Below are 24,574 nucleotides of genomic sequence, written 5' to 3' on the forward strand. Positions count from 1 at the left end.
CCTTTCTATTATTCTTTTTCTACTAATTCATACGTTCTCTTCAGAAAATGCGCGAACTGTCCGCGAGTAACCTTTTCTTTAACACGGAATGGGTTGACCACTGTAATCTTATTAAAGTACAGCGTATTAACATCTTCATAGTTATGGGCATTCCTCGGGACATCAGAGAAGCTCGTTTCCACAGTTGGCTCAGCATAATAATCCTTAAATGTTCTGGCAAGAACTGACGCCATTTGACTTCTTGTTAACGATTCATCGCCTCTCATTTTACCATCTTGACCCATAATGCTATGCGCTTCTGCAATGGCCATGTATTCATAATCCAGGTCTCCTGGTTTCAGATCGGTTGACTTCACCTGGTACCCTTTTGGCAGCTTCAGATCAAGTGCTTTGACAATTAGCTGGGCCGCCTGTCTTCTAAGTAGTTCATTCCCTGATCTATACGTACCATCTTCATACCCATTGATGATCCCTCTTACTTGCAAATAAGCTACGGATGAAGCAACATCCGCATCTTTCATATCAGAGAAAAGGGTGAGTGTGCCTTGCGCTATGTTCGATGATGAAATATACCCTTCAAATCCGTTGCCCTTTACCTGATACATGACATATTGATTATTGGGGTTGGTTGTTGTTTCGAATGGACCTCCAATGATTTGCAAGGGTGTATATTCTTGAAGCTTCTTCGTCACTTTGCCATTCACACTGTCTCTCAAATTTGCGCCATCTTTTATGACTGTATATACTGTTTGACTATTGTTAAGATTCTGCGTCGTTTGCATGCTCTTTCCATTTCCCCATGTGTATGTAGAATCCTTGAATACCATAATATCTGGACGGTCTTCATATGGATAGGTAATGTTAATGGCTGCCGTTGGCGTTGCCGCTAGTGGCATTAAGCTATATTGTCGAATGATATCAAAGACCTTTTCCTGATAAGGTTTTTTCACCTGTGTAACCGTTGGGTCATTTCTTTTCGAAGCCCCATTATACGCGAGAATGGCAAAATACCAATCTTCAATTTTGTCCTTCTCATGTTTGTTCACTTTCGGGAGATAAGAAAGGTTCCATTTCTCAAGAAGTATATTCGCCCCTATTTCGATATTATAGCCAATATCCCATTTCACCTTTTCTTTATTAATGCCTTTCGATGCATATTCTGCATCTGTCATCGTAATCTGCATCATTCCGATTCCGCCGTCTTCGGTAATGATCGGCATGCCGTTTGCATCAAATTGCTTCATTCCTGTTTCCGCAAAAGCAATGGCTTTTAAAATTTCAGCAGGAATACCCTTCTTAATGGCTACTTCCTGTAATAATTTCTTTGTTTCAGGGATTGAGAGATTCGTTGCAGATTTTGCAAAGATTGTCTCAATCGGAGTTACCGCCTTATTGACTTCCGCAGTACGGATATCAAGCGTCTTCGTCCCAACGTTAAAGCCCGCTTCCTTATATTGCACGGCATTTGCTTTGTACGTCTCTGTTGTTTGACTACTTAGCAACACGCGTGACTCCTTAGGCACAGAAGATTCTGTTAGCCAAATAGGATTCGTGTTTACCTCGATTGAGCCAAGTGGATAGCTTTCATAAATGTAGCCGTCCTTCTCGGCACGTACATACTGCTTTCCATTTTTCAGCCCATTTGAATAAAGCTGCACGTCATATTTTCCGTTTGCTCCTTTTTTATAACCTGTAACATACAATTGAGAAGGTGCTTTGACTTCATAATCACCCTTCAGTTCTCCACTCCAATATGCTTGGAGGCCTGTGTCATCAAAAGGTGTGCGGAGACTCATATTGCGTTGAATGCTCGTTTGCAACGCCAACTCTGACCCAAACAATTGAACATAATCTTCTGCCATGATTTCCGGCAGACTCCATATATAGCTCTTTTCATCATTTTCTTTAACTGCCCCGCTGTGTATTAGGGGATAGTCTGACACTTTCCTCGCTTTTGCATACTTCGAGGTCATCCACTCCTTCGGAAGCAGCCCTTCTCTCTCAATCAGGTGATAAAAGGTGAAATGATGTCCATACTCATGCGAAAGCGTGTTTGCCATAGATGTAATGGTCGTATAGGTGTTACCGCCAAATAAATAAATGGGTCGGTTCTTCTCCAACGTCACCCCGGTAGAGGTCGAACGATATGTAACATAATATTGACCAAGTACACCTTCACCAGCAGGATAATCCGGGAAGATGGCAACTGTCCCTAAATAAGTAAGTTCGTTTCCATGCTTATTTCTTAATAATTCTGCTTCAAGCTCCTGCAGTTTCTTCTTCGTATCCCACTTTGAGCTATAGCTATTAATCGTTACACCACTTGTCCCCTTATAGCTTTGGATAAGTGGGTAAGTGTCCTCATAGTTTACTTGTGCTTCTTTCGTTTCTACTAAATCAACTACATGGGCTTGTGCTTCTCCAGCCCAGGAAAATAAAAAACCTATGACAAATAAACTACAAATGTTTTTCCAGATTTTCAAAGTTTTCCAACCTCCTATTTTCCAATTATAGCATTTTATTATTCTTATAAGATAGGCTGGATGATGTGTAAAAAACAATTTCCATTAAACAATAACACAGGCATCTTCTTAGGAGTTTCAGCTAACTAGATCTACCACATCGAGGAGTTAGGCTGGTTACGCAAGATATTGACAGAATAATAATGTTATCCACAACTCTAAGCCAATTATCGGTACCTAAAAGGGAAAGAAAAGAGGCCCTATAGTAGCAGCCTCTCTCTTTGTCATTATTTCATCTGGACAGATAGTTGGTAAGGAATATTGCTTGTTCTTCCTAAAGCTTCACGTACCTCAAGATAATACGTTCCTTTTGCTAAGTCCAGTGTATATTGTTCATCGATGCCTTTACCATAGTAATCAATGGTAGCAACCTGAAGTCCATTTGCGTTGAATATTTTCAAAGCACCGTCAAGGACAGTATCCGTTTTAAGAATCGCTGTGACTGAGCTGTTCTTGGCTACATCAAGTTTGTAGTAGTCTTTGTCACCAAAGGCTACACCTGCATTGAAGTAACCTGTTGCATTTAAGTCATTTTTTCCTTTTTTCAGCGCTAGTGGCTTAGAAGGAATATTGTTCTTCACAACTGAAGCCCCATCTTCATCAGCACCCTTTGCGTCACTCACTGTTATTGTGTAAGGCAAGATAGATGTAACTCCATATTGCAAGCTTTCAACAACGATAAAGTAAGCAGTATTTTTCTTCGTCTTAAATGCAGCATTTAGATCTGTGTCCGTGCTGTAGAAATCAGGTCCGAAGGTAACAGCTTTTCCATACTCGTTTCCATCCAACTGCAAGTTTCCATTTGTATCTTCCACAACCGTTGCAGCAACCCACAGATCATTACGAAGGATCTCCGGTAATTGTTGCTTCTTCTCAGCTGTCAGCTTCTCAGGTGTAATACGCAAATTGGACAGTTTCTCCGCACCTGTATTCTTCACATAATAAATATCAAGGTCATTTCCATAAATTAAATGATTCTTGACAGTTTGTCCTGTTTTCAATACTTTAGCACGAATAAATTCGCTTTGATCAATATCCTGATCAACCGGTACATTCATAAGCTTCTTGGATTCCATAGTATAAGGTGATCCTGAAATCGCACCGGATTCATCTTTTAGCTGTACGTAGTAGGTTTTTCCTTTCTCAACGGCAAGAGCTGTCTTGAATGTATTATTGTTACTTTCACTATAAAAGTATCCCATTTCCAGTACAGGATACATATCATCAGCTTTTTCGTCGTACTCCAGAATGGTGATAGCTGGATACTGAGCATCAGCCATGTCAAAGCTTAATTCAACAATTTCATTTGCGTCAGCTGCAAGTTTGAAGAAATCGGAATCACCTTGCACTTGCAAATAACCTTTGACCTCTTTACCAATTTGGTATGGTAGGGCGTTTTCTTTAATAATCTCCATATCTTCTTTCTCAAACCATCTGAATTGCTCGATGTTTTCAGCAATAGTTTCAGCTGTCTTGAATTGTGCTTTCTTAGCGGTTTGATATTCTTTTGCTGACATATCTTCAGAAGTATATTCCTCTTCCAAAGTAGGCTGAACTGGGTAGTTGTCTTCGTCTTTCGGAAGTATTGCTCCTTCAAGTGTCAGAGTGTACGGGATTACGCTTGATGCTCCTCCTTCTGTGAAGGAAATAAGATCAAAAATGGAATCAAACGTGAAGAAGCGGAAATCAGGTGCTCCTGATACTTCGACTACATATTCCATACCTGGCACAGCTTCAAACGCTAAGCTTTCTCCTTTGCCTGAACGATTTTTATCGACTCCAGCGATTGGATAGGCACCTTCTTCAGAAAACCCGTCTTTAGGAGGATTGGCTTCAAATTCCTCTTTGAAATAAACAGCTACTGATGAATTCACACCTGGTACGCCAGATAGATCCAGCTTAACTAACTCTGGTTTTTCAACTGAAAAAGTAAAGTAATCCTTGTCTGTTTCATTAGTATCAGCTAAAAATGTAAACGGAGCATTTTTATCTTGCTCAGTTGAATACGGAAGCGCTGGGATATTCAAAATGTTATCGATGCTTGAGTTGTCTTTAGGCAGCTCTGTAACTTTTTCTATTTCAAGCTTGAATGTTGACTTTCCAGATGATGAATAGTTTCCGTTCACATCGTGGGCCGCAATATATAAATCGCCAGCTTCCTCAGCTTTAAACAAATAACCTTCTTTATCGCCTGCTTTTACATCATTCACTTCTATTTTCGCTGGCGCCTTTTTGTCCTTTGGCGATACCGCAGGCGCGAAGTCAAATTCTAAGCCATAATCATAATCTGCAGATCCAGAAAGAACCGTTTGAACAGCTTCCCCTTTTTTCAACGTGATTTTGTACCAGTTCTTCTGGTTAGGTTGGGTGAAGGATCCGGATTGAGACTCTTTACCTTCTCCTTTTAGTACTATCGCTGTTTTCTTTGCCTCTTCATCGGAAAGTGTCACTGTTTTCGGAAGGTTCTTTAAATCGAATTTTAATGCATCAGTCAGATTTACAAGTCCGTTGCCATATTTAAGGTCATAGCCCTTTGCTCCAAGATCCGTAGCTGTGCTTTTCAAGATTGCTTCAATCTCAACTGGCTTTAAATCAGGATATTTCGATTTCAATAAAGAAACAGCTCCTGCAACGATTGGAGTAGCCATAGATGTTCCACTCATATTCGTAAATGATGAGCCTTTTGTATAGTCATACACAGAGCTGAAGACATCTTCTCCCGGTGCAACCACGTCAACAGATGGACCGAAGTTCGAGAAATACGAAAGTGTATTCTTACTATCCGTTGCTCCAACGCCGATTACCCCTTTAAATGATGCTGGATAAGCATATTCATCGGTTGCTTCATTCCCTGCAGCAGCTACGATGGTAACGCCCGCATCAATCGCTTTTTGAACCGCATCCTTCAACAAGTCACTTGGATAATACGTGCGCAAGCTGAGGTTAATGACATCTGCTCCCTGATCCACGGCATAAAGAATTCCTTCTGCAACCGAATAGTCGGAGGCTCCCCAGAATCCGCCAAAGACATCAACGGGTAGGATCTTCGCTTTTGGGTTTATTCCGTGTGCGCCGATCCCATTTCCTTGAACACCGGCAATGATTCCAGAAACATGAGTAGCATGTTCTTCAGCAAGTGGTTGATTGCCTGGATCATTCACATTATATGGTGCTAATAATTGGGACCGAAGCTCTGGATGTTTCGTATCAATTCCCGTATCAATGACTGCTACTGTCACTTCATGGTTTCCTGCTAGTTTAAGTGCCTCATCTATTTTTAATAGGCTTAAATGATAGCTATCTTTTTTCTTCGGATCACCTGTTGAAGCAGCAGTTTGTAAGTAAACGCTTGGAGTAGCTGAAACGACTCCTTTGACAGAAGAATAATAGTGAATCACATCTGCCATCTTTTGTCCCTTGGATAGCTTGACCACATCATAGCCAAGTGAAGGAAGAGACTTCTGAACCTTTACCTTTGCTTTTTGGTGGATTGCTTTCCCCAAGGATTGCTTATATTTAATGACAAGTGTATCACTGCTGACTTCCTGCCTTTTCTCTTGGAATTTTTTATTAGCTAATACATTTTCTTCTGATAATTTACCGGAAACAGGATTGAATTCTCCTGATTGAATTTGGTCAACTGGTGATACAACTGAAGCCGAGACCGCACTTGGTACGATTAGTGCTGATGCCAGTCCTAGACTTAGTCCAGCTTTAAGCTTTTTTCTCATAAAAAATCCCCCTATTATTCTATTAATCGGAAAATAATACGTTCTCATTCCGCTAAAGTTTAATGGTAAATATTTTCTATATATGTATTAATTCCCTATTTCAGTCTACTCTATTTTCCCCAAATATTCTATCTATAATTTTCGAAACTTACTAAAATGGTAAAAAATAGTCCGCGGTTCTTTTCTTCCTAATAATGAAAGTACATGTAAAGAATGCTATACTAATTTCTAGTAGATAAGGTTCAGAGATTAGGAGCAGATGATATGTTAGGTTATCTAAAAAATTTAGTTGGAGATACACAATCCAAAAAGCTTAAAGACTATAATAAAATTGTCGAAAGAATAAATTCACTTGAATCCGAATATGAGAAACTGTCCGATATAGATCTTCAGAATAAGACATTACAATTTAAAGAACAGCTTACAAATGGAAAAACAGTGTTTGATATTCAGGTTGAAGCATTTGCTGTTGTTCGTGAAGCTGCCAAGAGAGTTCTCGGTCTTCGTCATTATGATGTTCAGCTTATTGCCGGTTTGGTATTAACAGAAGGCAGTATTGCAGAAATGCCGACTGGTGAAGGGAAGACTCTTGTTGCATCTCTGCCAAGTTATTTACGAGCACTTGAGGGCAAAGGTGTTCATGTGATTACGGTTAATGATTACCTGGCCAAGCGTGATATGGAGACCATTGGACCGATACATACATTTTTAGGATTGACGGTTGGGCTGAATCTCCCAATGATGCAGCCAGATGCAAAGGCAGCGGCCTATCAGGCGGATATCACGTATGGTGTGGGAACGGAATTTGGCTTCGACTATTTACGTGATAATATGGTATATCAGACTAGCGATCGAGTTCAGCGCCCTTTTCATTTTTCCATTGTCGATGAAATAGACAGTGTACTAATCGATGAAGCAAAAACCCCGCTGATCATTGCTGGGAAAAATGGGGTAAGCACTCAATTGAGCTACTTATGTGCCCGAATTATGAGTTCATTTAAAGAGAATCAAGAGTATACTTTTGATCCAGAAACAAAAGCGACCAATTTTACCGAAGAAGGAATCGCTAAGCTTGAGCGTGGCTTTGATATTGATAATCTATACGATTTGGAGCATCAGACGTTATATCATTATGTCATTCAGGCGCTTCGAGCAAATGTGATGTTCAAACGTGATGTCGATTACATTATTAAAGAGGGCAAGATTTTACTTGTTGATATGTTTACAGGACGTCCAATGGAAGGAAGATCACTGAGCAACGGACTTCACCAAGCGATTGAAGCAAAAGAAGGAGTGGAGGTCACTGAGGAAAATAAAACACAGGCCTCTGTAACGATTCAAAATTATTTCCGCCTCTATCCTATGCTTTCAGGAATGACCGGGACGGCTAAGACTGAGGAAAAAGAATTTCAGCAGATCTACAATATGGAAGTTGTCCAGATTCCAACCAATAAGCCTGTGCTTCGAGAAGACCTGCAAGATCAGGTATATGCTACAACTAAACAAAAATACAAAGCTGTCGCAAAAAAGGTAAAAGAAATTCACCAAAAAGGACAGCCGGTACTGATTGGGACAACTTCAATCCTTCAATCGGAAAGTGTCGCTGAGTATTTGAAAGCAGAAGGATTGGAATTCAAGCTCCTAAATGCAAAAAGCGTTGAACAAGAAGTCAGTTTGATTGAGCAGGCTGGACAAAAAGGGATGATTACCGTTGCCACCAATATGGCAGGACGCGGTACCGACATCGGACTGGGAGATGGCGTAGCAGAACTAGGCGGCCTCTATGTAATTGGTACAGAACGACATGAATCACGCCGAGTTGACAATCAGCTGAAAGGACGTTCCGGTCGTCAAGGAGATCCTGGCCGCTCTGAATTCTTCATTTCGATTGAGGATGATATGTTCCTTCGTTTCGCCATAGATGATGTGGCCAAATTGAAGAAAACCTTGAAAACGGATGAAAACGGCTTGATTTTGAACAAGAATATACTCGAATTCATCAATCGCACGCAACGAATTTGTGAAGGCAGTAACTTCTCAATTCGTGAATATAATTTAAAGCTTGATGATGTGATGAATATCCAGCGAACTACAGTGTATGATTTACGAAATAAAATCATTGCCGGAACGGACCTTCTTGAGCTATCCAAGAAAATGATTCAATCCTATGTGAATGAAGAATTGAATAGAAGCTGTCCTGATGACGAACCTGTCGAGAAATGGCCAATTGCCGAGATGAAGGCGAATCTTATGCTTACTTTGCCAATTGAGACATTTAAATGGCCGGAGGAGTCTACTAACAAAGTCTCTCTTGAGGAACCAGTGTTATCCGTCTTGCCAGAATACCTCAGCCAATTCGATTTCATTGAAGAAGATGGGCCATTCATTCATACTTTAAAATCCACCTTGCTATCAGTAACAGATTCCCATTGGTTGAGCCATATTGAAGCAATGGAGCATCTTAAAGAAGGCGTAGGCTTAAGAAGCTACAGTCAGGAAGATCCAATGCGTGCGTATTCAAGAGAAGGATTCGAATTATTTTCTCATATGTATTATCAACTGGAACGTGATGTCAGCATGCGCATGTATTCTCTATACCAAGGATTACAAAGAGATTAAATTTTTGGAAAGGATGATTTGAGTCATCCTCTCCCTTTTCATAGGAGGAAATAGCAGATGGGTTTCTTTAACCGAGGTAAAAATCAACCAGAAAAAAAAGGAGGCGACTCTACGTTTTCTTCTGAAGAGCTATTAGGAAGCTCAACGAATGGATCAGTAGAGGAGCATACTGTAAAAACGGCTCTCTTCATTCACCCAGCTATCGAAGTAAATGTTGAAGATAAATATTATCTGCAATTTTTAAATAATGAATTACCATTGCTTAAGGAAAATCAAGTTTCTTTATCAGGGATTGATTTAGTTTCAGATGGTGCGAATATTCTTGTATCTGCTTTCATCCGTAATAGCTTGGCTAAGGCAATCCGATTCGAGAAATTACCTCTTCTACTTCTAGGGGAAAATGAAGAAGTCCTTGCTCGGAATGAGTTCGACTTATCTCAGCTAGGTGAAATCCCAGCGGAAAGCAGTATTCCCTGGAAGTTCTCATTTCCGACTTCTGAGTCAACCCCGGCCGATATCCCACAAAGTGGCTGGAAGATTGCCTTTGAACTGAAAAAACCTCATACATTGGAGCTTGAAGAAAGCTGGGAAAAGAGTCTCGGAGAAGCGGAGAAAGACAAGCTTCGTGATATGATCAACAGCTTAACTCCTCCAAAATCAGGAGAAGTAAATTTCATGGGTCTGCAGGCACAGCAATCACCAGAAGGGAACCTTCATATTACGATGCTGATCCGTAACGGCAGTGATAAATCGATTAAGCTAGAACAAATTCCGTTAGTTGTCGAAGATGCAACGGGTGATGTCATCGCAAAAGGCGGCTTCACGCTTGAGAGTTTCGAAGTAAGAAATAACACAAGTAAACCTTGGACGTTCATCTTCCCGAAAGAACTTGTCCGGAAAGAAGAGCTTGATTTATCTTCGTTTAAAGCTTATCCACCGCAAAATTAAATTTGTGAAAGAAACCGGAATGATTCCCTTATAGCGGGTGAACTATTCCGGTTTTTGGTCGTGGCTGATACATCAGTGATTACATGTGGTGCAATATTTAGGAGGTAATACCAGCCCTGTTGCGTGCTCCCCCTCCTTTTTCAAGCATTGCGAGCCGGAAATTAAATTTGCGCGCCAGAATGGAGAGTTTTCGCGCCGGAGCCATGTTTAGCGATTCAAGACGAAAAAAAGACTGCTTCATATGCAAGATTCTCCTAAAATCCATTGAACCTCCCTACCCAGATCATACAACACACCCCCTATAATCGCTCACCCCCGTAACTGAATGATACGGGGGTGAGCGATTATAGGGGGAAACGCTGGACTTGTTGCGTGTTTAAACCATCCTTTTCAAACATTACGAGCCGAAAATTACATTTGGCACGCCATAATGGAGTTTTCACATCGGAGCAAAATTTGTCAACTCAAGACGGAAAACTGACTGAGCCATATGCGATATTACGCTAACATTTCAAATATACGTTTAGGACCTAACTCCACCTTTTTACGTAACAGAAAAACACCTATTTCTATCAATAGGTGTCTTTCTGGCATAGGCTACCAACCAATTGCCGTTCAATATAGGAAAAGGAAAGAATTCTCTCATTGAATATATTTTACCACTTATAAGGTATTTACTCAACGGATATTTCGCATTATTAAGCGTAGACTACTAAATTTTTCTAACTGTCTTTTCTATACTCGTCGAGAGAATTGCATAGCCAATCATCAGGATAAAGATCAAGTCCAGTAGGCCTGTATGAATGGATAATGTAAAAATTGCCGTGACAAATCCATAAGCTGCTGTTTGATACGACTTAATTCCTGACCTTCTCACTTGATTATAGAGCATGGATAAGACCAAACCGTAAATGGCAAATCCAATGATGATTCCGATATATCCAGCTTCCGCATATAGCTGGCCTGGGAAAGTCGGAGTGGTTGTTCGTCCTGGTCTTGTGATGTACTTCCCTTCATCTACCGTTAATGAGTTAACCATGTCTGTTACGACTGTTCTAGGTGATTTCTGTTCTCCAGGAAGTATTGTTGAAAAGATTCCAGCATGTAGACTGCCTTTTGTGTAACCATGTATATCGGTATATTCCATGATTTTACTTAATACAATATGTCCTGTAACCATTTCACCGTTTAATGCGCGAACCCATTTAGGTGTTTTGTTGATTTCTCTGATTAATGCGAGATTCTGATTCTCACTTTCTTGAGTGATTTCAACTTTAGGTCCTGTTCGATCATTGAATTTCTTAGTTGTATCTTCTGTAACAACACGGAAGAAACCAAATAGAGAGAAAAGCAGTCCCAGGACAACTAAAACTGTTAGGAACCATGAAAGCTTTATTTTTTTGATAATGTAATGGAAAACGATGAATGATGTTAAGAACATCACAGCAATCGGTGTCCGATACCCCATCAAGACGAAGAGGATGAACACAACTAATAAAATAATGCCATAACTAAATTGCTTACGTCGAGTTAAGTCCTGTTCTTTCAGGATCTTATCACATAGTAAGAAGATCACCGCAAACCAAAGCAATGCACTCATGAAGTTTAACTTAGGATCAAGGTTTCTGCGGATAGATTCATCCGAAATTCCGACTTGTCCAGTAAACAGCATGATTAAATAACATATTAAGCCGATCAACCCAAGTGCCCAAAGAAAATAAATTGTTTTTCCTTTTAGGAATCTTGAAAGCCCAAACGACGGAAAAACCCAATCCTTCTTATCGGCAATGTAGACGGCACCAAGGTACACGACAAGACCGATAAATAATGGGAAAAACACATTCCGATTCACATCAAAATATGCAAATCGGCTAAAATCAAACAAGCTTACGAAAAAATATAACACATAAATAAATGGAAAGAAGAAATATGGTGAAAAGGTGTCAATCTTATTCAGTTTCTTGAAAAATGTAAGTTTATCCTTCATGTACGTACTCCTATATAACTTTTTTTGCTTTTCTTCCTTTGGCGAGGAGTTCAATAAATGAACTTGTCCGCAATACATACAGAACAGCGAAGTACACCCCTGCCCCCACGATGATCATCATGGCTAAGAAAGGAATATTATGCAGATTCTGTATCCAATCTATTTTTTCAATGTACCATAGACTTGCAGCCATAACCGCAGTTGCCCCTATGATTTTCACATATTCTTTTCCGATAAATGGTAGACTGAATCCACCGGAAATTTTATATAAAGTAGAAAAAGTGATGGCAGAATAGATAAAGCCAACTAATGAAGCTGAAACCGCTAATCCTACAGGTCCATATATCTGAGATAAGAAGTAGTTCGATATAATATTAATAACAATCGAAATCAGCCCTATTCTCATCATATAGTGCCCTTTTTCTAACGTATAAAACCCTTTAGCAATGACGGCTTGAATACTGTAAAATAGGACAGATCCCATATAGAACAATGCATACGTGCTTGTTGCCTTTGTTGCTGCAGCATCGAAAACACCACGCTGATACACCACCTGAACAATCGGTTCCATCAGGATAATCATTCCTACAACGGTTGGAGCTAGAAAGAGGAACATATAAGATAAGCCTTTTTCAATCCCCGTTTTAAATAATGGCGAATTCTTGTCTGAGCTCGCTTTCGCAAGAATTGGGTATATGATTGTGGCAATCGTTACCCCAAAGATTGCTTGCGGAATATTCACTAGCCGGAACGCATAGTTCAAGCTTGATACAACTCCCGAGCCAAGCGTTGCCGCAAAGATAATATTAACCGTTAAATTCACTTGACCTACTGCAATGGTTAATCCCACTGGTACGAAAATTTGATAAAAGGATTTAATTTCGGTAAAATCCATCTTTTGTTTCCAAGCCAAGAATTTCCCTGGGGTCAGATACACAATCTTCATCAGGAAGGAAAACACCGTTCCAAGTAAGTACCCTAGAGGAACTGCATAAATTCCAAGTGATTCATGAAAAATCCAGGTCGACAGGATCGTGGTAAACACAACGATTGTTTGCGAAAAGGTAGAAAAAGAAAATTTTCGCTGTGAATCGAAATAGCCTTCATAAACAGCATTCACGCCAACCAATGCGATGGACAGGAAGTAGACCCCAGAGGTCCAAATTGCAATTTCCATTCCAAATTCGTAGGATGCAAAATCCGGATAAAACCATTTCATCAGCAATGGTGTCAGTACGATACCTACGATAGAAACAGCAAGAGATATCCAGAAAGTGCCTTTAACGATATTGGTTAAATGCGCAAAGCCACGCCCCAGTTTATCAAATTTGAAATAGCTTGGTAAAAATGCATCCTTCATCCCCGTCAGCATAAATAAAACAATGGTGTTCGGTATGGTCATAGCAGCAAAATACACATCGGCCATATACGAATTGCCGAAGAAACTTGCAATGACTAAATCTCGTATCATACTGGAAAATTTAAGTAAAATAGTAGAAAGCAGAAATACAATACTTGCAAGTTTAAATTTTGACATAAGGATCTAAGACCTTCTTAATGCCTTTAGCAAAAATTGGGGAAGAATAAGCTGCCTCTTCCAGCGCCAAGGCTCCTTTAACAGCCTATACAGCCACTCTAAACCGAACTTTTGAAATATTGCTGGGGCTCTCTGGACTCTGCCCGATATGACATCAAAAGATCCACCTACCCCCTGATAAACAGAAGGATAGAGAGTGTTCATATTATTAACAATCCAATATTCCTGCGTTGGGCTGCCAAGTGCTACAAATACGATGTCTGCTTTCGAATCATTAATTGTTTGCTGGATTACCTGTTGATCCTTTTCATAGCCATTGATTGTGCCGACGATTTGAATCGCTGGAAATTGTTTTTCGAGCGACATCTTTGCCTCGTCTGCAATCCCTGGCTTTGCACCGTACAAAAAGATTTTCTTATTATGTTCTGATGCTGTCTCACAAAGCTTTAGCATCATATCAATTCCTGTAACCCGTTGACGGATCTTACCGCCCTTCATTTTGGAAGCAACGATGATTCCGATGCCGTCGGGAATTTGATAGCTTGCCTGGTTCAACAAGTTACGTAGCTTCTCATCTTCTTGAGCCTTCATGATTTTTTCAGGGTTTATGGCCACAATAAAGGACTTCTTATCAGATTCTATATCATTTAACAAAGAGACAGTAAGCTGTTCATAATTATCCGAACAAACATCCACCCCTAAAAAATTTTCTTTCATCATATCACCTATCCAAAGTGAAGTTACCTGCCTTCGCTAAATAGCTTAGGCAAGTGTTCGGTTTTTGGAGTCTCCTAGTACATATACTTCAAAACCTGCTTGCTCCCATTCCTTGCGGTTCAGGAAATTCTTAGCATCAATGACGACTTTTGTTCTGACAACATCTGCTATTTCCTGTGGGTTGATGTTCTGGAACTCTGAATGCTCTGTTAACACAAGAATAATATCTGAATGTTTCAGTGCTTCTGTCAGATCCTGCGTTTGATAATCAGCTATATTCACTTTCACATGCGGATCATATGCCACAACATCTATTCCGAGCGTTTTTAAATTTTCTATTACTTCCAATGATGGGCTTTCGCGAGTATCATCAATATTCGCTTTAAACGCTAGACCTAATGCGGATACTCTGCCATGCTGAATCTGCTTAGAGTCGAGAATGTCCTTTGTCTTTTCAGCCGTGTACTGCGGCATTGAATCATTGATTGTTCTTGACAAATGAACAAGTTTTGCAAATTCAGGCTGTAATTCGACTAAGAACCAAGGATCAACAGCAATACAATGACCACCTACACCTGGTCCTGGTGTATGGATGTTCACGCGAGGATGGAAATTGGCCAATTTAATAGCTTCCCAAGCGTTCACGCCAATTCGTTCACTGATCTTCGCTAATTCGTTCGCAAACGCAATATTTACATCACGGTACGTATTCTCTATAACTTTCACCATTTCTGCCGTTGTAGCATCTGTTAGGTGAATTGTACCTTTTACAAAGACACGGTACAGCTCTTCCGTCATTTCCGCAGATTCTTTGTTAATTCCGCCTACAATTCGATCGTTATTAACCAGCTCTTCAAATACCTTCCCTGGAATCACTCGTTCAGGTGAATGAGATACGAATAGCTCTGTACCAATATTCAAACCTGTTTCTATTAGAACAGGCATCATTACGTCTTCTACTGTACGTGGAGGTACTGTAGATTCTAGAATGACTAGGTTGCCTTTTTTAATAAAAGGCGCAATAGCCTTTGTAGCTGAACGCACATATTCAAGATTTGCCGTCTTATCTTCATTGATTGGAGATGGAACAGCAAGAATAAAAACGTCCGCTTCTTCAGGAGTAGTCGATACGGTAAAGTTCCCATTGTCTATAGCTGTATTAAGGCGTTCCTGTAAGCCGTTTTCTTCGATATGAAGCTGTTTATTCTTAATTAAAGAGACAGCTTTTTCATTCACATCGACCCCATGTACCTTTAATCCATGGTTCGCAAACATCACAGCTGTAGGCAAGCCGATATATCCGAGTCCAACGACACAAAGCTTCTTGTTCATAAATAGTATTCTTCCTTTCATGTCTTCCGTAATATAACGGAATATATATCGCCTGGAATTTTGATTACTTATATTCTCTAAACAGAAATTATACCTTATCTATTTTAATGTTGCGAAGGGGATGTTCTTTGTGATCATCCATTTACCACCAAATCCGGGTAGTTTTTCGCCATAAGGAGATGAACAAATCTATTTTAACATAATGCAGCACACACGTGGGCGACACATAAGGATTATTTTATGTCCTATGTTCAGATTCTGGTTTCTCCAAAAGATGTATAGCTCTTCCAATCGAGTGATATTCGATGTTGTAGGCTTGAATATCTGATTTAGAATAACAATTTCTTCCGTCAAAAATAAGCGGGTTTCGCATGTATTTCTGATAGTTATCTAATGGATAGTTCCTAATTTCATTCCATTCTGTTGTAATGAATACACAATCTGTATTAAGAATTGCCTCGTCGATGCTATTAAAGTAACTGATGGCTTCGCCGAACTTCGCATATACATGATTTAAGGCAATTGGATCATACACTTTGATTGTCGCATGTTCCTTAAGAAGATCTTCTATTAACTCAATAGCTGGTGCTTCTCTAATATCATCTGTATTTGGTTTAAAGGCCAGTCCGAGTACTGCAACAGTTGCCGAATTTAGAGGTATTTGTACTTCCTTCGCTTTTTGAATTAAACGCTTCTTTTGTATATTATTTACTTCAATGACGGAATCTAAAATACGGAAATGATAATCATATTCGTTCGCAACCGTTTGGAGTGCCTTCGTATCTTTCGGGAAGCATGAGCCACCAAATCCAATTCCAGCATTGAGAAATTTATTCCCAATCCTGCTGTCCATTCCCATTCCCTTTGCGACGTCCTCGATGTCAGCTCCCGTTTTTTCACAGAAATTCGCTACTTCATTGATAAAGCTGATTTTCGTTGCCAAAAATGCATTCGCAGCATATTTGATTGTTTCAGCACTTCGTAAATTTGTTTTTACAATCGGTACTTGGAATGGTGCAAATATCTCTTCAACACGGTCCGCTGCCAGATGGTTGTCAGAACCAATCACAATTCTTTCTGCGTGGAAGGAGTCATGAACGGCTGTTCCTTCACGTAAAAACTCAGGATTTGAGACAATGTCAATTTGATACTCAGGACTAACCCTCTCTTTAATGACGCGTTTAATCCACTCATTTGTACCGACTGGAACTGTACTTTTTGTTACTATCACTACAGAACGGCTGATATACTTTGTGATCGTTAATGCCGTTTGTTCCACATAACTTAGATTTGCAGATCCATCTTCACTTTCTGGAGTCCCTACTGCGATAAAGATAAATTCAGCCTTACTATATGCACTTACTGGATCAGTCGTGAAACGCAGGTTTCCATTTTGAAGATTTTTATTGATTAATTCTTCAATTCCGGGTTCATATATTGGAGATTTGCCGTTTTTAAGCATTTCTATTTTACTTTCTTCTATATCATAGCAGATCACATTATGACCAACTTCTGCTAAACAAACTCCTGTCACTAAGCCCACATAGCCTGTTCCTGCAACTGTAATTTTCATTTTCATTTTTCCTTTCATTCCTTAGCATTGCTACGGGAAATCTGTGAAAAATACGATTTCACATGTGACTTTATAATTTCAGACTTCTTAAGTATTCAGTCAGTTCTCTCTTGAGGTCTTCTCTTTTTAAAGCAAAGTCAATTGTAGCCTTGATATAGCCCATTTTATCTCCTACATCAAAACGTTCGCCTTCAAAGTAAAATCCCATAACCTTCTGGATATCGACCAATTTCCGTATTGCATCTGTCAACTGAATTTCCCCTCCGGCTCCGGGTGGAATATCTTTAAGGATTTCAAATATCTCTGGTTGCAAGATATATCTTCCCATGATTGCATAATTTGAAGGAGCTTCTTCTTGTCTCGGTTTCTCGACAAGGCTTTTCACTTGCATTAACTGATCACGTATCTCAGCCTCTGGTTCAATAATGCCATATTTAGACACTTCTTCATTCGGCACTCGTTGAACACCGAGAATGGAGCACTGATGAATTTTATACATATCAATTAGCTGTTGCAGGCAAGGAACTTGAGCTCTGACGATATCATCCCCCAGCATCACGGCAAATGGCTCATTTCCAATAAAGCTCCGGGCACAAGAAATAGCATCTCCTAAGCCCCTTGGCTCTTTCTGTCTAATATAATGAACATTCGCTAGGTTCGTAATCTGCTCTACTTCCTTAAGCTTGACCCATTCGTCACGCTTAGCCAGCGTTTCTTCTAATTCATAAGATTTATCGAAATGATCTTCTATCGCTCTTTTGCCGCGTCCACTTATAATGATTATATCTTCAATTCCAGACTGAACGGCTTCTTCTACAATATATTGAATGGTTGGTTTATCTACGATGGGAAGCATTTCCTTGGGTTGTGCCTTCGTCGCTGGCAAAAATCTAGTCCCTAAACCAGCTGCCGGTATAATCGCTTTCTTAACTTTCACTTTCCCACCCCCACATTCTAACAATGTCTATTTTTCTCCATAACTACTCTATTATAACTTAATTAAAGAAACATTAAAAAGACAATTCAATTACAAAAAAACAAGAGTAAGTATAGCTTGTTAAAGAAAATGGACCTTCGATTATTACGATCCCATTACCTTTATGAACGGTTTATTAACCAATTAAGGATTTACAAGTCTGGGATAAAACTCCGAAAAACTAATCATACGCCAATTTGCATTATACTTTAAGTGGGAAATAACAGCAAAAAAAGAGGGTCTGACCTCATAGATTAGCATGTTACATCCAGTTAATTTGAACAGGATATAACTGCTGTGTGTCTGACCCTTTGATCTTGAGTTTGTCTCCTTATTCTTCTGCTTGGTTCAGATAGTCCACCCAAACCGGTTTCATCTTATCCACCACAAGATGGCTGCCACCTCTGCCTTTGACGTTTTCCATCATCCAAGTCATCAGAAGCCTCGGATTATCTGTGTTGTAGCCTACGAACCAGCCATTTTCAGTACCTGTTGATTCTTTGCTTTGCTTGATTTCGGCCGTTCCTGTTTTTCCAGCAAGTGGAATGCCTGTCTCACTAAGTGAATGGGCAGATCCGGCACGGTTTGAGATAACTTGAGTGAGCATTTTTGTCATTTGTGTAGCTTGATCTTTAGAGATAATATTTTCTTTCCAATAAACCGGCTTATCATTACCATCGAGAAACAGCTTTGGCGCAATCATGTTTCCTTCGTTCACAAACGTCGTATGCGCTAACGCTACATGTAAAGGACTCATCAATACCTGCCCTTGACCGTAGCCGCTGTCGGCAAGTCTGCCTTCTGAATCGATTTTTCCAATTTGCGACGCTTTGATGGCATATTCAAATGGGATGGTTTCTTCAAAGCCAAAATCCTTCAAGCCTTTTGAAAATTTATCTGTTCCAAGTTGCAATGCTTTTTGAGCAAAGTATATGTTGTCAGAGTATACTAATGCGGCGGTCATATTGATGGGTATACCTGGTGTGGACACCCTCGTTATGCTGTGATCTTTCCAATTCGCTTTCTTCCACGTCTTCCCTTTAATTTCAATTGCTTCATTTGGATCGATACCGTTTTTCATGGCAATCGAAGCAGTGAGCGCTTTAATTGTCGAGCCTGGAGAAAAGGTTGCACTAAAGCGATTGATGAGCGGCTTATTCGGATCACTTTCTAACGCTTGCTGTTTCGCTGCTGTCATTCCGAGCACGTATTGGTTCGGATCAAACGATGGGCTACTGACAAGTGCGAGCGTTTCCCCTGTTATCGGATTTAGTGCTGTTGCCGAGCCTACTTCCCCTTTGTATTGGGTGAAAATCTGCTGTTGTAGCTCGACATCAATCGTTAGGACGATCGTTTCGCCTTCTTCAGCTTTCTTTTCAGCGATGATTTTTTCCTGACCTCTATCCGTCTTGACGGATATTTTGGCGCCAGGTTTTCCTTTCAATCGTTCCTCAAGGATTTGCTCAAGTCCTCTTTTTCCGATTACATCGGTTGCTCTATAGCCTTTCTTTTCCCATGTTTTCAGCTCTTCAGCAGTAATTTCACCGAGATAGCCAATAAGATGAGCCGTTACTTCTTTGTACGGATACACACGGCCTGCCACTTCATTCAAATGAATCGATGGAATGTTTGCAAGGGCTTCCTTTAATGCGATATCCTCAATGGACACTTTTTTAAGCGGTACAAAGTAGTTCGGTTTTACCCAGGATTGATTTAGCTTTTTTTCTACTTCTTCTTTCGACATATTTAGAAGTTGGGAAGTTTGTGTAATGATTGCTGATTGATCCGTCATTTCTTCTGGAACGATGCCTACCTCCACAACTGAACCATTCATCGCCAAGTATTGTTCATTGCGATCGACAATTTCTCCACGAATGGCAGGATAGGTTGCGATGGACACTTTCCCCCCTTCTTCAAGCTCAGGAAAGATATAAGTAGCATCCCAATTCATATACCAATTCTCTTTATCGTCTTTCCCTTCTTTGACGAGTATTGCTTTATGGTCGAAATCTACTGGACCAGCCATTGTATCCATGCTGACGGAAAAAGGTAGTTCGGTCTTTTTCAGCTCTTTATCATCTGTGGATTCTTTCGGTTTTTTGTACGTAACAGTTAAATTGGCTGCTTCAATATCCCCATAGATTTTTTCGTAGCGCTTTGTGAAATCCTTTACATTTATGGTTTTCTTCGCTTCTGCGGACAAATACTTATACATTTCATCATATTTTTGTTCATTCCAAAGCTTCACATATGCAGCGAACCGATCTTCTGGCGTAGGACCTTTATCAGAACACCCTGCTAGAATTACAAATAAAATGGAAATAAAAAGAAATTTTTTCATTCTTTCCTCCTTGAATTTATCGTATAGCTGAATTATCTCTATTTTCATTATAAAATATTTTTTCTGAGACTGCTAGAAAGATGGTTAACGTAAAAAAACAGCTCCCTTATGTACAGAGAGCTGAGCTATTTATTAGAAGATTTTATTATTCTGGCTTTTATGTTCCCTGATCCATTCTTTTAGGAAAAAGACGCCTAATATTAGCGAGATAATCACGCCGCTCATTGTCACAAAAAGGACAAAAAGCTCAGATGGAGTATAGGACATAAACTTACTCAGTGAAAAATTTTCTTTACCGTCTTCAATGACCAAATTCATTCCAAAAATCCCTGATATCACTGTATAAATGGTAAGGATTTGCAACAAGGCATTTTGACGTTTTCCAGAAAGTTTATCCTGGCTTTGGTACAAATCATACAGGGTTCCCTTTACATCTTGATAGAGCCGTTCAATTTGGAATATATCCTTCGTCATCTGGGAGATTTCCCTTCCTGTTGTTGTACTGTTCACCTCGGGAAAATAGAATTTTGCAGAAAAGTTCGTAATCATGACAATTAGTTCTTCCGTTCTGGATTGGTCTTTCTCAATATCAATCAAGGAATGCTGATGAGAGAGCTTTAGCAAAACAATTTTATAGTAAAAAAAGAAAAGCAACGAATAATAAAGTTGACCGTGCATTTGGCTAATCAGCTCTTCCTCCATGTCACCAGCTGTCTTTGTTAAACAAACGAAATGATTCTCACTTGTAACATAATAGGTTTCTTCCTCCCAACGGTCATACACATGACTCGTGTAATACCGATCGATATAGTCCGGATTCAAGGCACCGAGATAAGGATTTCCACTAGAATCATAGCCGTTCAGTTCCCCTGCCCTAAATAGATTGGCTTTAGAAAGCTCACTATCTTCTGTTATGGAAAGATGCCCAAGAACATACATCCGCTCGTCGACAAAAAAAGGCAGGCTTCCAAAGTATGTATCTTTGATTTTACTTTCGTCGATATAGCAACTCATATCTTGAAGCAATTTATTAAATATGAAATCCTTCACCTGTTGATAGGTTTCTTCCTTACACCCTATTTTCGCATTTTCTTCATTATTCGAGATTTGCTCAAGCACTCGAAATCTGTCACCGAAGAACAGTACATCTGAATAGGAAAGACCTTCTGGCAAGGAGACCCGTATATTGATTAGCCCAATATGAAATGGACAAATGAAAATATCTATGGAATCCATGATGAAATCTGTTTCGAGGTGGTTGGAAGAAAATTCACATGTAAGATTGGTTCGTTTCGAAAACCGGCGGAAGCTTTCTCTTCTTTGATCCGTTTGTGGAAATAAAATGGGTTCTATATTCGGCAGAAAAAAACTTTCAAGTGAACGATGCGAAACATGGCTTTCTCCATAATAGGCTTGCTGCTGTTCAGCATTATTTAAATCGAAGAAATCGAAGTCCTTTTCTATTAATCTATTTACAAATTCCTCAATTCTATGTTCCTCCAACATAAAAGGGAAAATAAATTGAAACTTTGCTTTTTTCACATTAGGAAAATCTGTTTCTTTGTTTAGAACCATGATTTCCCCTCCAGTATTCATCTTATATAATCTACTATACCCAGAGGCAGTATGGTCAAAACCGGTTACTATATCTGCAATTCATAGGGGGTAATTTGGATGATTAGCAACAAAGAAATAGTTGGGTTCCCTCGGACGGATTGCCCCCACAAATAAAAAAATCCTGCAAACAGGCAACCGTTTGCAGGCAACTGAAACACCCTTTTTCCGAAAGATGCTTCACGCTTTGGTACTAGAAACTGAGGGTTTCCAGAAATTCAAGAATCGGACTATTACAATTTCCAAATTACATTCAAAATTTGAACAATTGTTCATTATTATTAATGCAAAACAAACTTGTTTTGCTAAATAACGAATACTCACATTCATTTAAGCACTTTTCTCATTAGAGATAAAACTGCAATTTCCGGCGTATTTTGCCATTTAGGGCGTTTTTCATCGATTTAAGTAGTTTTATAATTGATTTTCGTATATAAATATAACCATAGGAATATTTTTTGTGAAAAATGGCTTAGGGTTGAGATAAAAATTCCAAAATAGGTAATTCGACCAGCTGAAAAAATTAGTATAAGAGTAGTGATTTAGAAACAAAAGACACTCTCCACAGGGAAAGTGCCAGTAAAACTTTCATTCTATCTTTTATGATTAATATTCTGACGGTAATTCGAAAGTTCCTACTGATCCACCTGAAGTTCCAGTTGGAACACCGATAAAGCTTAAGCCCGCTACTACAAATAATGCAAATATCATCCCAACTATCTTCTTTTTCATAGGTACTTCCTCCCTTTTCCTTAATTATTATTGGATTTTAATAGAAAAAAATTCTATATTTATATTTAACCACAGACATAAAAATCGGGATTTAGCCTTGTCGCCGCTTTAATTTAGAGAAACCATGTAAAACTAGCATGATTTCTTCCGTATTTGTATAGAAATATAACTCTAGGAATATTTACATAGGGGGTTAGCATGGATTTTTTAGCAATCGGACATAAAATTAAAGAACTTAGAAAACAAATGAAACTTTCACAGGAAGAGCTTGCTGAAGGAATTTGTACACAAGCACAGATTAGTAAACTTGAAAAAGGGGACGTTTTCCCCTATGCTTCAACGCTATACTTAATTTCCCAAAAACTCGGTGTTGATGTAAATTATTTTTTCGATATGGGGATGACGCCTCGCCTCGATTATGTTAACGAGGTAATAAATCAATTAAGAAATGCAAGAAGGACGATGAATTACCAAGAGATTAGGGACATCGTGGTAGCAGAGGAGAACAATCCGTTATTCAAGCAACATAAACGCAATTATCAACTGCTGTTGTGGCATAAGGGAATCTATCATTACGAGTTATATCGCGATTCTGTCAAATCTATCAATATTTTAAAAGATGCGATTCTGTTGACCCAAACTTCGAATAAAGTGCATTCAGAGCGAGAAATTGAAATCTTGTTGAGCATCGGCGTTATTTTATTCGAAGAAAAGCAATTGAAGAAAGCACTCTCTACTTATAAGGATGCTTATCAATTCGTTAACACCATTCCTTATCTAGTTGATAATACGGTGAAAATACGGATATACTATAATACTGCTCGAACGTTGACACGGTTACAGGATTATGAAAAGTCCAATAATTTCTGCCTCGATGGTATTGAATGGTGCATTCAGAAAAGTAATCTTTATTTATTAGGAGAACTACACTATCATACAGGTTATAATTACGAGCTCTTAGGTGACCTTATTCTTGCTGAAAAGTATATGGAAAAGGCAAAGTTAATCTTCAACCTCCAGAATGACACACGCTTCACCTCTTTTATCTCACAGAAATTAGATAACTGGAAAACTCTTTAATCTCTCCAACCAGACCGAGAACATAACGGTCTGGTTTTCACATCAATTCAATTACACCAAAACACAAACTCTCCCCTAAAAATTCACCCTAAAATGAAGTATAATGATAAGATGAACTCGGGAAATGGGGTCTGACCCCTCATGTATGATGAACAAACCCTTGCTACAACTAGGGTTATTGATGTAGATTAATTCTGGGAAATAGGGTCTGACCCCTGCACGTAGCTGGTGTAGTTGGCTGGGGTTTGAAAGTAACGGAGGATTTCATTTGTGATGATGTGTCGGTTTGGAGTGCCTTTGGCGTATGCAGAATAACTGCTCCACTTATATTGTTCTGGTTTTTGGACGATATTGGCCTTAACGGGATTAAGATGAATGTAGCGGCTTGTGCTTGTGAAGTGTTCGGGGGAATCAATCATCACGGCATGATAACGTCCTTGGAATACGTGGCCGTCAAGGTTGTGGCGTTTGTTAAAGGAAATGGCATAGCGTGAGTTTAACTTTCTCATAATATTTCCAGGAGGGTTATCCTTTGTTTCCAGTAATAAATGGAGATGGTTCGTCATTAAACAATACGCATGTAAGTGAAAAAAATATTTCATTCTAGTATCCTCCAGATAATGAAGATAATTCAAACGATCAATATCATCATAAAAAGAGGAAGAACGGCTAAGTTCGCCACATCCTGTGGCAACGCCGTCCTGACCCGCATCCTGCGGGCCTCCGGCACGTAATATGATACATTGCACCAGGAAACCACACTCTGTTCTTTTTTTGCATATTCATGATCAATCCTTTCAAGTTTGGGAAATAGGGTCTGACCCCTAAAGTACCCTTGATTAAATACTATTATATCAACGTTTTT

At 39.4% G+C, this 24,574-nt stretch carries 16 protein-coding genes; 3 read left to right on the top strand and 13 right to left on the bottom strand.

The features are described from left to right. Positions 1-8: 8 nt before the first annotated feature. Both JNUCC23_RS21040 and JNUCC23_RS21045 read right to left on the bottom strand, forming a co-directional pair. Positions 9-2,483, bottom strand: a complete 2,475-nt coding sequence (locus JNUCC23_RS21040; RefSeq protein ID WP_454213429.1) for an S-layer homology domain-containing protein — start codon at positions 2,481-2,483, stop codon at positions 9-11. 266 nt (positions 2,484-2,749) lie between these two features. Beyond that, complete coding sequence (locus tag JNUCC23_RS21045; protein WP_454213431.1) at positions 2,750-6,253, bottom strand: S8 family peptidase; 3,504 nt, start codon at positions 6,251-6,253, stop codon at positions 2,750-2,752. A 264-nt stretch (positions 6,254-6,517) separates the two neighbouring features. On the opposite strand from JNUCC23_RS21045, the gene secA2 reads away from it, so the two are divergent. After that, on the top strand, positions 6,518-8,872 hold the full coding sequence (secA2, locus tag JNUCC23_RS21050; RefSeq protein WP_454213432.1) for an accessory Sec system translocase SecA2: 2,355 nt from the start codon (positions 6,518-6,520) through the stop codon (positions 8,870-8,872). Between the two features lie 57 nt (positions 8,873-8,929). After that, the gene (locus JNUCC23_RS21055) at positions 8,930-9,820 is read left to right on the top strand and encodes an accessory Sec system S-layer assembly protein (protein ID WP_454213434.1); all 891 of its coding nucleotides are present in this window, start codon (positions 8,930-8,932) and stop codon (positions 9,818-9,820) included. A 97-nt stretch (positions 9,821-9,917) separates the two neighbouring features. Here the strand turns inward: JNUCC23_RS21055 and JNUCC23_RS21060 are convergent, their stop codons facing one another. The 10 genes from JNUCC23_RS21060 to JNUCC23_RS21105 form a co-directional block, all read right to left on the bottom strand. Continuing rightward, positions 9,918-10,061, bottom strand: a complete 144-nt coding sequence (locus JNUCC23_RS21060; RefSeq protein WP_454213435.1) for a hypothetical protein — start codon at positions 10,059-10,061, stop codon at positions 9,918-9,920. 471 nt (positions 10,062-10,532) lie between these two features. Then, entirely contained in the window at positions 10,533-11,807 is a 1,275-nt protein-coding gene (locus tag JNUCC23_RS21065) for an oligosaccharide repeat unit polymerase (RefSeq protein WP_454213437.1), read from the bottom strand. 10 nt (positions 11,808-11,817) lie between these two features. Beyond that, positions 11,818-13,344, bottom strand: coding sequence for a murein biosynthesis integral membrane protein MurJ (gene murJ / locus JNUCC23_RS21070; protein ID WP_454213439.1), 1,527 nt, complete (start codon positions 13,342-13,344; stop codon positions 11,818-11,820). A 6-nt stretch (positions 13,345-13,350) separates the two neighbouring features. Further along, positions 13,351-14,061: a WecB/TagA/CpsF family glycosyltransferase gene (locus JNUCC23_RS21075; protein WP_454213441.1), complete on the bottom strand. Its 711-nt coding sequence runs from the start codon at positions 14,059-14,061 to the stop codon at positions 13,351-13,353. Positions 14,062-14,106: 45 nt separating this feature from the next. Beyond that, positions 14,107-15,393 carry a nucleotide sugar dehydrogenase gene (locus JNUCC23_RS21080; RefSeq protein ID WP_454213443.1) on the bottom strand — a complete coding sequence of 429 codons (1,287 nt, stop codon included), beginning with the start codon at positions 15,391-15,393 and terminating at the stop codon, positions 14,107-14,109. 238 nt (positions 15,394-15,631) lie between these two features. Then, positions 15,632-16,966: a UDP-glucose dehydrogenase family protein gene (locus tag JNUCC23_RS21085; protein ID WP_454213445.1), complete on the bottom strand. Its 1,335-nt coding sequence runs from the start codon at positions 16,964-16,966 to the stop codon at positions 15,632-15,634. A gap of 70 nt (positions 16,967-17,036) precedes the next feature. Then, a complete protein-coding gene (galU, locus tag JNUCC23_RS21090) occupies positions 17,037-17,903 on the bottom strand; it encodes a UTP--glucose-1-phosphate uridylyltransferase GalU (protein ID WP_454213447.1) in 867 nt (288 codons plus the stop codon). A gap of 370 nt (positions 17,904-18,273) precedes the next feature. After that, the gene (locus tag JNUCC23_RS21095) at positions 18,274-20,283 is read right to left on the bottom strand and encodes a penicillin-binding transpeptidase domain-containing protein (RefSeq protein WP_454213449.1); all 2,010 of its coding nucleotides are present in this window, start codon (positions 20,281-20,283) and stop codon (positions 18,274-18,276) included. Positions 20,284-20,415: 132 nt separating this feature from the next. Continuing rightward, a complete protein-coding gene (locus tag JNUCC23_RS21100; protein WP_454213451.1) occupies positions 20,416-21,858 on the bottom strand; it encodes a hypothetical protein in 1,443 nt (480 codons plus the stop codon). Positions 21,859-22,503: 645 nt separating this feature from the next. Then, complete coding sequence (locus JNUCC23_RS21105) at positions 22,504-22,629, bottom strand: hypothetical protein (protein WP_454213453.1); 126 nt, start codon at positions 22,627-22,629, stop codon at positions 22,504-22,506. A gap of 198 nt (positions 22,630-22,827) precedes the next feature. On the opposite strand from JNUCC23_RS21105, the gene JNUCC23_RS21110 reads away from it, so the two are divergent. Beyond that, the gene (locus JNUCC23_RS21110) at positions 22,828-23,709 is read left to right on the top strand and encodes a helix-turn-helix domain-containing protein (RefSeq protein ID WP_454213455.1); all 882 of its coding nucleotides are present in this window, start codon (positions 22,828-22,830) and stop codon (positions 23,707-23,709) included. A gap of 188 nt (positions 23,710-23,897) precedes the next feature. Here JNUCC23_RS21110 and JNUCC23_RS21115 read toward each other — a convergent pair whose 3' ends face one another. After that, positions 23,898-24,458, bottom strand: coding sequence for a transposase (locus tag JNUCC23_RS21115; protein WP_454213457.1), 561 nt, complete (start codon positions 24,456-24,458; stop codon positions 23,898-23,900). Positions 24,459-24,574 lie beyond the last annotated feature (116 nt).

Source organism: Peribacillus sp. JNUCC 23 (assembly GCF_053653995.1).